This window comes from Parabacteroides sp. AF19-14, from assembly GCF_003635485.1.
Lineage (GTDB): Bacteria > Bacteroidota > Bacteroidia > Bacteroidales > Tannerellaceae > Parabacteroides > Parabacteroides distasonis.
The window spans coordinates 13,988-26,932 of sequence record NZ_QTMJ01000008.1; the positions used below are offsets into that span (position 1 = coordinate 13,988).

Consider the following 12,945-nt stretch of genomic DNA (forward strand, 5'->3'; position numbering starts at 1 on the left):
GCACATAGAGGTAACGCCCCCTTTATTTCCTAGTTCTACCTTATTTTCCCTTCGCCGGCATTACCCGGATCAGGTTCGATGGGTATAATCTCAGCCCGTATGACTCGGGCACCCCTATGTGAAAAGTCGGGGGCAAATGTACAAAAAATTAGTATATATGTACTCAACAGAGCCATAAAAGGCAAAAAACGCTCAGACAAACAAAATGTAAAAAGTTTAGTCTTCTTCCGACCAGTCATCAGACCAACCGAATTCTTTATCCCGGAATAATTCAGCTAATCCCGAAATCTGCTTGAACCGAAGTAACTCATTTTTATCCATTCCAATATTACGCATGATCCACTTATCAGACATCCCCGATTTGACCAACTCCGTAACAATCTCCGTCATAAGTTCCAAGTTGTGCATCCCTCGAGCCCTGTTATGGCGAATGGTTGAAGCCATTCGGTTTGAAATATCTTTCTCAATCACCGTTACAGGCAACATTCCTTTCTCACGATCATAAATCCTTTGAGATTGCTTCATAACCAGATAACGATGATAACCATCTACTATCTCATATAAATCATACTCTTCTAGATAATAACAGACGCAAGGCATCGTATAGCCATCCTCCCAAATGGAAAGTTCCAATAATCGCATTTCCGGTGGTGCCATGATATTAGGGTTATAGCTGTTGGCTACAATTTTTTCTATAGGGACAGCCCTAACACCATATGCCGGACTAACAAAGTTTCCCATGCTTATAAAAATTATATTTGTCCATTACTTCTTTTCTCATATCCCTCTCTCGTTTTGTCTGGGAAAAACCCATATACTTACATGTATGATCGTTTTTCAAAATACAAACACACATACGTTTGTAAGTAGGGATTTCTTTAAACTCGGGTATATTGATATCATCGATATACTCCATCCGTACCGGTTTCTTATCCGTATGGTAAGCGGTACATTCTTCCACAATGATAGGAATATTAGCCGCCCGTAACTTAGCGATAGTCTCCTCACTGAGGCATCCTCCTTTTTCTCTCCAGAATTTACGGCTGACTCTTAACTTATTCAAATAGTTCTCACAAGTTTCTTCGGGTAAGGTATTTAGGAGAAAATACATATATTTCTCCCAAGAGAACCCGGCTGGGCACTTGATAGCCCTCCATCCCATAGCGGAGGTATTCCCATATATACCGGCAAAGCCAACACCGTTTACACGTCCAACCATCCGTCCCCACATGTCGGGATCGACAACTTTGTAAATGAACAGTGTGGATATCGCTTGGGATATGAATGGGCTCGCCACACGTTGCCGGGACAAAGGCACCCCTGCTTGATAATACAAATCATACAAATGATTATATGGCCAACCGAACTTTCCATTCGCTATCCAGATATCCTGAGTTTTCCAATCATAAATAGGATATGCGTTATATATAGAATAATTCATCCTGCGAGTCCATTTATAATTAGCTAGTTTTCTGTAATTCTTATCACTATGTATGGCTCGCCACCTATTAAAACTCTCTTGGGTACGGATACCAACAAGGCAACATATACGCCGGCCCATTTTCCGTTGATACAACCAAAAAGGGAACATATTCTGAAAATCATAATCCCACATGTCCTCCTTGAAGAAGTCAAAGTCTTTCGCCCGGAGACATGAATGGGGCATCTCTCGAACCCAGATATCCCGGCACTCCTCGCTCCAAGGTCTCCAATATTGTTGAAACATAGATGTACATGTCTGGACTTTAAAAGGAACACAACAATGATAAATATCAAGGATATCGGAATTAGCGGCATAAACCTTTTCCACATATTCGGTCGTCTGGCTGTATTGAACCTCATAATCCATATGAAATACACCTAGTTTTCGTCCCGGAGCGTATCTACGAATATAATCTACACACAAATTCAACAGTACACCACTATCCTTTCCGCCGGAAAAAGAGACGTATACGTAATCGAAATAATCAAAAATGATCTTCAATCTTTTCTCTGTCGCCTCGTACACATCCATTCTTCGCATCATGACTCTACCTCCGGTAAATAATGCATTTTATCATAATTTTTCCACTCAACACATGTCTGGAACTTTTTTTGTGAGAACACTTTTACATGACGTTTATGCACAACAGCCATAAGTGAAGCTTGAGATGAAAAATCCTTTATGACTTCTTCAAGAAGTTCACTCAATACCAAAGGATCATCACCACTCACGAAATAATTGTCTATAGAGTAATAGAGATGTCCTTTTTTTACAGGCATAAAACCAACAACAGCCGTTTCATGAAAGGCTATATACCAAACGTGGCTACGAGATGTTTTAAAAGGGTAATTGTTATTTTGTCGCAAAATGGCTGGATTCATAACCAAAGGCGCGACAAGTTCATATAACAATTTGTCCGTTCCCTGCAATGTCATAATTTTCATGGTCTGCACTTAATAATATTACCATGCAAATTTAGGCATTAAATATAGATACCGTAACCACAGAAACACAAAAATGTAATTTACCCTATTTATATTTAGTCACTCGCTCATCATCGATAACGCCTTTCCAATTCATACCAAAAGCGAAATCATACAGATGGCCCTCGCTGTCCGTATAGCATTTCATATCCCGGGGAACATCCTCGAATTGCTCCTCCACGATACGCATATCTGCCGGCATCTGCAAAGGCAACAAAGCGGAAGGCTCGGCTTTTCCACTGATGATATCCAAGACCGCTTGGTTTTGTACACCGAAGTTCACCAGAATGGCATCCGCCGAACCCTCGAACTCGGACATAATCGTGGGCTTATCCATCTCCAAAGATACGATTACAGGCTTACCTTTCATTTTAGCCTTTGTCTCCAAAACAGAAAGCATATCCTGCTTATTAGCTGTTTTCACGGACTTACCTTTATAAGAACGGTTCGTGAAATTCTCAAACGGATCTCCCCCCGCCAAACTTGGGTTACGGGCATAGGTAGCGGTATAATCATTATACTGTAAACTGATAGGCATATAACCGTTTCCTCCTTTCTCACGATCGGATTTATCATACCCCGTACCACTGATCGGGCTCGTCATAAAGACGATAGCGAAATCCGCCTCATCGGGATTATCAACGACCGTAAAATACTTACGAACCAAATCCAAATTCACCGGATCATCCCTATGAGCCTCGCTAGTCGTTCCGAAGAAACCGACTACCGCCGGATAATAACGTTTCGGAATATACACCTTCATCTCCTTACTCATAGGTAAGGCGTTTCCCTTATTTTTCAGCATCACGACAGAAGCGAGCTGGGCATCGTAAGCCTCCTTCATAAAATCAGGATTCCCTACGATCTTTTGGGATTCGGCAGGGTCTAAATAGGGATTCTCAAATAATCCTGTCCGAAAGATATTCAGTAATAAACGTACGGCAGAAGTCTCGAAACGTTCACGCATGGCGGGCTCTCCCATCTCTTCCACACCCATCTTATAAGCCTCCAATACCGGGCCTTTATCGTTATTACCACCAAACTGATCTACGCCAGCCATCAAAATACGGTAATGCCGTTCGGCAACAGAAAGCTCCTCCGCTCCCCAAGGTTTTCCGGCGAAGGTCTCTATGCCCGTCTCATCACCCGTGATTCCCCAGTCTGTACAAACCACACCGTCGTATCCATATTTCTCACGTAATTGATCCGTAATCAGATAACGGTTGTAACTATTCGCAATATCCGCACCATCCGGATTCAGTCCGACAGAAATCGTATAATAAGGCATCACCGCAGAAGCTTTGCCGGTAGCTCCATCCAATTTAAAGGCGCCTTCCACAAAAGGCTTCTTTTGTTCCTCGATATTCTTTCCGGGGTAAACGGCGTATTTACCATAACCGTAATGAGCATCACGTCCAGCCTCACCCGGTCCACCCCCCGGCCAATGTTTTACCATGGCGTTTACGCTCTCATAGCCCCAACCGTCACGAATCTCTTTCCCACCGGTTGAAGTCTGAAAACCGTCCACATACGCACGAGACATATCCGTAACCAAGTCCGGATCCTCTCCAAACGTACCGCTCACACGGCTCCAGCGGGGCTCCGTCGCCATATCCACTTGCGGGGACAAGGCGGTAGCGATACCTAACGCCCGATATTCAGCAGAGGCGATCTCACCAAAACGTCTCATCATTTCCGGACGGAAAGTAGCCGCCAAACCTAAAGAACCGGGCCATAAGGAGATCTGTCCTCCACTACCAAAATTATACTCTGTATCCGCAGCCGTACCATGGCGAGGATCGGAACTATTATTGGCTGGGATACCGTGACCGATGCCCTCCACTAAAGCTTGCACATTATTATTCCAGCGAGCCGCCACTTCTGGGCTTTGCACTCTCGTAACCAATACATGACGAACATTATCCTCGGTGAGGAATTTACGCTGCGCATCGGAAAGATCGGATGGCTGGGCTCCACTCTCATCAAAAGATTTGCCATTGTAGGTAGAAGTTCCAAACCCTTTCGAGGCACCGGGGATAGATTGATGGGCGCTATAAAGCATCAATCCGGCGATTTCCTCTGTAGATACTGTCCGGCCAAATCAACGGCACGTTCCTCGGGCGTAAGACGCCAATCCTCATACGGATCAAGCCGCCCGTTCCGATTCAGATCTTTGAAGGCATATCCGTCAACAGTAAGAAGTCTCACCCCCGAATTGGCGGAATATCCTAATACAGCTCCTTCTTGCTGGGTAACGATACGGATAGAATCTTTCTCCACCTCCGTCCACTTCGTGCCCGAACAAGCACAGGTGGAAACTAACAAGGCGCCCAACATACCATGGGTCAGCCGAACAGTAATAAAAGGTTTTCGCATACTTTCTTAGTTTTAATAGGTTAATCTCTATTCAATAATGGTTTCTCAAGAATACGATTTATCCGAAATGAGGCGGACGCTTATTCAATCTGCGCTCGATAAAGCTTTTCATAAATTCCACGGTCTCGTCGATCCCTAATACGGATACATCGATCGAGAAATTATAAGAAGAGGCCATTCCCCATGTCTTATTCGTATAATAATTATAGTAAGCCGCACGGGATTTATCAGTCTTCTCCATCATGTTCTTCGCCTCTTCCACCGTCACACCATGCCTTTCCACGGTCTTTTGGACCCGGCTCTCCACTGAACTATGGATAAAGAAGCTCAAACAAGCCGGATTATCCCGGAGGATATAATCAGCGCAACGCCCTACCAAAACACACGACTCAGTCTCCGCCAATTTACGGATAGCGTCACTCTGTATCTTAAAAAGACCGTCATTAGACAAAATATCATTATAAGGCGTAAACATCCCTCCCATAAAAGAAGAATACCCCATCGTAAAAGCGTACGATAAACCACTGGAGGCACGTTCGTCCGCCTTCTCGAAAACATCCTCGCATAATCCACTCTCACGGGCCGCCACGGTAATCAGTTCCTTATCATAGTAACCGATACCCAACTCCTTCGCCAAACGTTGTCCGATCTCGCGGCCACCGCTTCCGAACTGGCGGCCTATCGTCAATATGATTTTATTATCCATAGATTTCAAGTTTAATTCAACCATCTACAAACGTACAAAATTATTTTTAAAGCCACGATAATAATATAATAAACACTAAAACAAAAAATAATCAAAGTTTATACTTACATTTGTTTTCGAATAAATTTAGTACACTCAATTTATCATGAATAACATTCATTCCAATACAACATTTCTTAATGAGGCTATAGACAAGAAGACCGATGTAGAAGATGAAAAGACCGACTTGATTTTGGCCAATATGATTGATTTGCGAAAAACGATGTCGGATGTATTGTCACTTCTTCTTGGAGCCAAAAAAAACTCGGTTATTGACCAAGCGCTATTCCGCATCTTACAATTTTTCGATGTGGATCGGGTGTATATCGGAACATTTGACGAACAAACTCATACTGTTGATTTTACGAATGAAGTTACTTGTGATGGCATTATCTCTATGCGAGAGGATTTACTGCGTCAACTCCCGCAAGACGAGATTCCTTGGTGGTACGACAGTATCAAAAAGGGCATGGATATCGTTATTCATGATGTCTCTAAAATGCCGGAAGAGGCGAAGAGTGAGCAGCATCTTCTGATTTTGCAAGAGGTTTCATCCTTATTAGTCATCCCTATTTTCAAGCAAGGCAAACCATCCGGATTTATCGGCTTTGATTCTGTAAAAAAGAAACGGAACTGGAGTGCCTTAGATATAGAGAACTTACATATGTTGGCTGATATCCTTTCCATAGCCATTGAAAGAGGGGAAGTTCAAGGATTAGTAGAACATACGGCTATGCAAGTCATGAAAAGCGAGACGAAGTTTAAGATCATTTTCGACAAGATGCCTTGGGGCGCCGAACTTTATGATGAGAATGGAGTGTTGGTAGATATCAACCAAGCGGATCTCGATATTTTTGGTGTTACCCGTGAGCAGGCCGTGGGACTGAATATGTTCGAGAATCCTAATATCCCGAAATATGTAAACCAAAGCCTCAAAAACGGAAAAGATATATTCTTTCCTCTTAATTATGATTTCAAGGTTGCTTCTCAAAACGGCTATTACGATAGTCATCATGATTCTAAAACAAAGCATCTGTTGGTAAAAGGAGTCACATTAAAAGACTCTCTTGATAATATATTCGGCTATATTTATATTGTATTCGACGATACCGAGAATCACATCAAGCGGGAACAAATCGAAAATAGCCTAGCCCGGCTAAAAGTATCAGTAGATACCGGGGATTCCATTCTTTGGGAATACGATGTAGAGAATGATAAATTGACCGTAGATTTTGGCCTCAATGAAGACATTAATAATAATGAGGGGCTAAAAGCGATTCATGATTACAACTTCAAGAATCAAGAAGACTATAAATCCTCAATCCATCCGGATGATTTTGACCGGGTATATAATAAACAGTTCAAACCTCTCCTGCAAGGGAAGATCAATAACTTCGTAGCGGCCTACAGGCGTATCCTCAATGGCAAAACATTCTGGTTCAACTCCAATGTACGCTCCTATAAATTCAACGATGACGGAACGCCTAACAGGATCGTAAGCTATACCTCCAACATAACCCAGCAACGGGAAAAGGAGATCGAGCTAATCAAGGTAAAGGAAGCTGATAAATTGAAGTCCGCATTCTTGGCGAATATGAGTCATGAGATACGCACGCCGCTGAACGCTATCGTCGGGTTCTCAAATATAATCGCCGAGATTGATGATGAGGTAGAGCGTCAATCTTATTTAGATATCATTCATAAAAACAATGATTTGCTACTGCAACTGATCGATGATATCCTTGATTTCTCTAAAATCGAGGCGGGAACCATGGATTATCATTTCGAGGAAGTGGACATCAAGGATATATGTGGCGAAATCGCATTGGCAGACTCTATAAAGATGCCTTCAGACGTGGTTCTTATCTTTGATCTCGGCTCCCCATCCGTAATCGTTAAAACCGATGAGCGGAGGGTTATGCAAGTGATATCTAATTTCGTGAATAACGCTATCAAATTTACCACAAAAGGAAGTATCACGATTTATTATGAGATAGAAGGGGATTTTATCCGAGTCTGCGTGAAAGATACAGGTATCGGTATCTCCGCGGAAAACCAAAGACGTATATTCGAGCGATTCATCAAGGTAGATACTTTCCAGCAAGGTACGGGATTGGGATTAACCATCAGCCGAACCATTATCGAGGCATTAGGAGGTAAAATCGGCGTAGACTCTGAAGAAGGGGTGGGTTCCACTTTTTGGTTCACTCTGCCTTTGGACACAAAACGGACTGATATTGAGCTTTCACCGGATATCCCCGTCCAATCCGAAGAAACGCCCCGTTCAGATAGGCATCATTCCATCTTAATCGCCGAGGACGTTTATGAGAATTATTTCCTTTTGGAAACCTTGTTTGGCAAGCAATACCAACTTTATCATGCGCTAAACGGGCAAGAGGCTATCGATATGTTCGAGACATATCATCCGGACCTAATCCTAATGGACATAAAAATGCCGGTTATGGACGGATTCGAAGCAACTCGCAGAATCCGCACCTTATCCAAGACCATTCCGATCATAGCACTCACGGCATTCGCTTTCGAAAGGGAAAAGGAGATCGCCAAACAATGTGAATTCACGGATTATGTAGTGAAGCCCATTGATATAAAAGAACTAAAGAAATTAATCGCTAAGGTATTGGCATAAAAAAAGCGTGTTGCGACAATCGCAACACGCTTTTTTATTTACTTAGGCATCGGAGCGGCAGAAGGAGGAGGCGTTCCCAATCCCCATTCCTTATTCGCTTTCGGCCCCATCTCTAACTCTAACAAACCACCGGCGGCGATATCGCTATGATTGAACCAAGGCTGGTTCAAGGTTACGCCGTTCAACTTAGCGGATTGTACGTATTTATTCTCATCGGACGCGTTATTCGCACGGATCTCGAACGTATTGCCGTTACCCATATCCACTTTCACGTCGGTAAACATCGGGCTACCGATATTATAGGTAGGAGAACCCGGAGTCACCGGATAGAATCCCATCTGACTGAAGACAACGAAAGCGGACATACCACCACCGTCCTCATCACCCGGTACGCCCATCAAATCATTGCGGAACCATTGATTCAATAAGGTACGGATACGTTTCTGCGTCATCCAAGGCTTACCCGCATAATTATACAAGTACGGGATATGCAAGCTCGGCTCATTCGCCATAGAGAACATACCTACGTTACCCGTATGATCCGGAAGCGTGGAATAGAATTGCCATTTAGACATACCCAGCGGCGTATTGAACATGGAATCCAAAGCAGAGGTAAACGCCTCATTGCCTCCGATCAAAGAGATCAAGTCACCGATATTATGCTGTACGTCCCAACGATAAATATATCCGTTATTCTCATCGTAATAATCACGGGCACCCAGACCGCCATCATAACGGTAATCCAATGGATAGATAAACTTGCCATCCTTATCTTTCGGATGGAAGAAACCTGTCTCCGGATTAAATACGTTCCGGTAATTGTAAGAGCGACGCAAATAATAATCCGCCTCGTCTTTCTTTCCCAATTCTTGAGCGATCTGGGACAAGCACCATTCATCATACGAAGTTCCTAAAGTCACGGCGATCGGCTGACGTTTTTCCCAAATGGATACGTTAGGCACCGTCTCTTTCTCTCCCGGTCTCAACGCGGGAATATAGCCATGTTCCTTGTAGAAATCGTCCAACCAACCGGCGGGAGCGGCAGACCACGGGATCAAGGTCTTTTCCTCGATACCTTTCTTACAAGCGATATAAGCCTTTTCCAGCTCAAACCCACGCAAGCCCTTGCGGTAAGCGTCGATCACGGTAGCGACGGCATGGTTTGAGTTCATACGGCGTGTATCTCCCGTCACCTCCGGGAAGGTAGGCATCCAGTCGGTACCCATCTGCTCCGCCATCAGGAGATAAGAGTTGATGATATCGTTCTCACGCTCATTATCGATCAAGACACGCAGGGGATGCGTAGCACGGTAGGTATCCCAAATCCAGTCGTCCGTATAGAAAGGCCGTCCGCCATCCTCATGGATCTTTCCGTCGAAAGCGCTGTAATAATGTCCGTCCTCGCTCAAACAAATCGGGCGTTCGTAGCAACGATATAAAGAGGTATAGAATACGGTCTTCTCATCCTTGGTACCGCCTTGTACTTGTATTTTACCTAAAGCGTCGTTCCAATCGTTGCGGGCGATCTTCGCTACCACATCCACGTCGTAAGCGGCGATCTCACGCTCCAGATTCTTCTTCGCCTGTTCCTCGCTGATAAAAGAGATACCGTAGCGAACGCCAAGTTTCTTCACGTCCTCCCCGAAGGAAAGGGCGATAGCGGCATTGGTACCTTCCACGGAGGTCTCGTTATAGTTGACACTGCCGTTCGACAATACACCCGCTTTCACAGGCTTCTGGTTCGTCTCGGCATATAAAAAGACTTTCGTTTTCTTATCTATATATTGATAACCGCTTACGGCGTTACCATTTACTTGTAGCTGTCCGTTACGGCTGTTAAATACCAGATAAGCCGATCCCTCTTTCTCGAAAGTGAGCGAATATACGGCACTTTGATGGGACGGGGCGAAGTCCACGTCGATTTCCTCATTATCCAGATATACCTGATAACGGTATGGCAAGATCTTCTCCCGGTCATAGCTATAAGCGATCACGGGTCGCAAGCCGGATTCGTCACCTTGATAAGGGCATAAATTGAACGCAGAACGCTCACGATGGTTTGTCACGATAATAGGCAAACCGCCCAGACGGTCGCCCGTGAAGTCCGCACGCTCCGGATATACACGTAGCATACTGTTCGGCAAATGCACGGTCGGGAAAGTAGGCACCAATAAATGGCTGATGTTTCCCATATAAGGATTCACGTAATCCACCGGGTCCATCGCCGAAGGAGAAGTCCCTCCCCCACCGGCACATGACACCCACAGGAAAGCGGAAGCCAAAAGGGCCATCGAAGTTTTAAGCTTTGTCTTCATTTTGTCGATTATTAATTCGTTAATTATTCTTTGCTTCTCTGCCGGGTACTTTCCCGGCAATCCGTGAGACGTTGTCTTAGGGGTAACAGAGCAAACCGCTCACTAGTAAGGGAGCTATTTACTCAGCCGTCTTCGGACGATTTTCCGGGGCAGCTCCGAACTCCTTATTCGGCGTATTGCCCATCACAAAGGTAAGATTCCCTCCCTTCACGATATCATCATACAGGATATAAGAATTATTATAAGGTTTACCATTTAACAACACGGATTGGATATATACATTCTCCTTGCTGTTGTTCTGGGCTACGACCTCGAAAGTCTTACCCTCCGGCAAATGAACGGAAGCCTTATCGAATAACGGGCTACCGAACACGAACACGCCATTGGAAGGATTCACTTGGTAAAATCCCAAGGCAGACATGATATGCCAAGCGGACATCTGGCCACAATCCTCGTTTCCGATGATGCCCTCCGGCTGGTCGGTATAAAACACATCTTGAATGTAACGAACTTTCTCGGCTGTCTTCCATTGCTCGCCGGCGTAAGGATACAAGTAAGTAACATGATGGCTCGGCTCATTTCCATGGGCGTACATGCCGATCAAGCCACTGATATCCGGAGAGGCGTTCTCTCCTAACTCACCTTCCACCAAGAACAAAGAATCCAGTTTCGAGATAAACGGAGCGTCGCCACCCATCAACTCGATCAAGCCTTCCGGATGCTGGGGCACGAAGAATGTATAATGCCAGCCATTTCCCTCACAGAAATCGCCTACGCTATGTATGGACTGGATCGGATCGTACGGCGTACGCCAGCTGCCATCATTCATTTTCGGACGGATAAAGTTGATATCCTTATCGAAATACTGCGTATAATATTTACCACGTTTCAAGTAATTCTGGTAATCCTCCGTCTTGCCCATTTTCTTCGCCATCAAGGCGATACCCCAATCATCGGCTGCGTATTCCATCGCGATAGAAGTAGCCTCACGTACCTTATCACAAGGGATATAGCCTTTTTCCAACACGTACGGCACCCCGTTTTGCTTCTCATAGACAGAGGAAGCAACCATATAACGATACGCACGGTCAGCGTCAAAGCCGGTAAAACCTTTCAGATAGGCATCCGCGATAATAGGCACAGCGCTATATCCCGGCATTTGATCCGTCTCACCACCAATCAACGGCCAGATCGGTAATTTCTCTTGCTGGTCGTAAATGCTTAACATAGAGTTCACCAAATCCGACACATATTGAGGCTTGATAATCGTGAACAACGGATGCAAGGTACGATACGTATCCCATAGAGAGAAAGTGGAATAGTTCTTCCAAGTATTGTTCGTATACACCTTATCATCATGGCCACGGAAATCGCCATTCGCGTCGCAATACAACGTCGGAGCGATAAACGCATGGTACATGGCGGTATAGAAAACCTTCTTGGCACGCTCATCTTTCGTATCGATGGAGATACAAGACAATTGGTCATTCCATTTATCGATAGCCTCGTTACGAACCTCGTCGAAATCCCAATGAGAAAGCTCCGTACGTAAGTTAGCCAAGGCATTCTCACAACTTACGGAAGAGATAGCGACCTTTACCAAGGCGGTCGGGGCATCTCCCTTAAAGGTAATCACTCCCTTTACGGACTCGCCTGTCAACTCATCATTACCCGCGGCCTCATCATCGTTGAATACAGCCAAAGACTCGATCGGCTGATCACATTTCAACGTAAAGAATACTTTGTGACGTGGGCTCCAACCTTTGGAAAAACGGTACCCCTCGATCGTGTACTCATCAATCTTCTTCAAATAAGTGTCATACGCTTTATCACCGATACCTTCCTTCAAGTTGATCAAGAGGCGATGCTCGCTTCCCGACGGATACGTATAACGATGTAAAGCTACACGCTCGGTTGCCGTCAACTCCGCTTTTACGCCATTATCCATCAGCAAAGAGTAATATCCCGGAGCTACGGCTTCGTTGGCATGTTTATAATAGGAAGAAGCGGCTCCCTCTATATTATCTTGCTCGCCACGGGCGGTACGTACCTCGCCCGTATAAGGCATCAGAAGGATATCCCCCAGATCAGAACATCCGGTTCCGCTCAAATGCGTATGGCTAAATCCGATAATGATACTATCGGAGTAATGATAACCGGAACACCAGTCCCATCCCTTAAAAATATTCTGAGGACCTACTTGAACAGCTCCAAACGGAACGTTCGCCCCGACAAATACGTGTCCGTGCTCTCCCGATCCGATATAAGGATCTACATATGCGGTAAAGTCTGTCTTGTTTTCCGTTTTCTCCGGTGTAGCACAGGAGTATGCGAAAAATGTCAGGCATATCGCTATGCCTGACATTAATGGTTTATGAATGAAATTCATCTTAATT

Annotated in this window: 7 protein-coding genes, 1 pseudogene and 1 riboswitch; of the genes and pseudogenes, 1 reads left to right on the plus strand and 7 read right to left on the minus strand. The window is 44.7% G+C overall.

Annotated features, from left to right (window positions below; all coding sequences use genetic code 11):
- Positions 1-29: 29 nt before the first annotated feature.
- Positions 30-126, minus strand: a riboswitch (TPP riboswitch).
- A gap of 90 nt (positions 127-216) precedes the next feature.
- The 5 genes and pseudogenes from DWX33_RS09875 to DWX33_RS09895 form a co-directional block, all read right to left on the minus strand.
- Positions 217-741 (minus strand): ParB/RepB/Spo0J family partition protein, encoded by a 525-nt coding sequence (locus tag DWX33_RS09875; protein WP_122380301.1) that lies wholly within the window; start codon positions 739-741, stop codon positions 217-219.
- Positions 725-2,026: a DUF3440 domain-containing protein gene (locus tag DWX33_RS09880; protein WP_121962275.1), complete on the minus strand. Its 1,302-nt coding sequence runs from the start codon at positions 2,024-2,026 to the stop codon at positions 725-727. The genes DWX33_RS09875 and DWX33_RS09880 overlap by 17 nt, the downstream gene beginning before the upstream one ends.
- A complete protein-coding gene (locus DWX33_RS09885; protein WP_122380302.1) occupies positions 2,023-2,427 on the minus strand; it encodes a hypothetical protein in 405 nt (134 codons plus the stop codon). The genes DWX33_RS09880 and DWX33_RS09885 overlap by 4 nt, the downstream gene beginning before the upstream one ends.
- Before the next feature lie 85 nt (positions 2,428-2,512).
- Positions 2,513-4,842 (minus strand): annotated as a pseudogene (locus DWX33_RS09890) (glycoside hydrolase family 3 N-terminal domain-containing protein).
- A gap of 58 nt (positions 4,843-4,900) precedes the next feature.
- Positions 4,901-5,548 (minus strand): AAA family ATPase, encoded by a 648-nt coding sequence (locus DWX33_RS09895; RefSeq protein WP_008779643.1) that lies wholly within the window; start codon positions 5,546-5,548, stop codon positions 4,901-4,903.
- A gap of 145 nt (positions 5,549-5,693) precedes the next feature.
- Between DWX33_RS09895 and DWX33_RS09900 the strand changes: the two genes are divergently transcribed.
- Positions 5,694-8,234, plus strand: a complete 2,541-nt coding sequence (locus DWX33_RS09900; protein ID WP_122380303.1) for an ATP-binding protein — start codon at positions 5,694-5,696, stop codon at positions 8,232-8,234.
- 38 nt (positions 8,235-8,272) lie between these two features.
- Here DWX33_RS09900 and DWX33_RS09905 read toward each other — a convergent pair whose 3' ends face one another.
- Positions 8,273-10,549 carry a GH92 family glycosyl hydrolase gene (locus tag DWX33_RS09905; RefSeq protein WP_122380304.1) on the minus strand — a complete coding sequence of 759 codons (2,277 nt, stop codon included), beginning with the start codon at positions 10,547-10,549 and terminating at the stop codon, positions 8,273-8,275.
- 118 nt (positions 10,550-10,667) lie between these two features.
- The gene (locus tag DWX33_RS09910; RefSeq protein WP_008779640.1) at positions 10,668-12,938 is read right to left on the minus strand and encodes a GH92 family glycosyl hydrolase; all 2,271 of its coding nucleotides are present in this window, start codon (positions 12,936-12,938) and stop codon (positions 10,668-10,670) included.
- Positions 12,939-12,945: the final 7 nt, after the last annotated feature.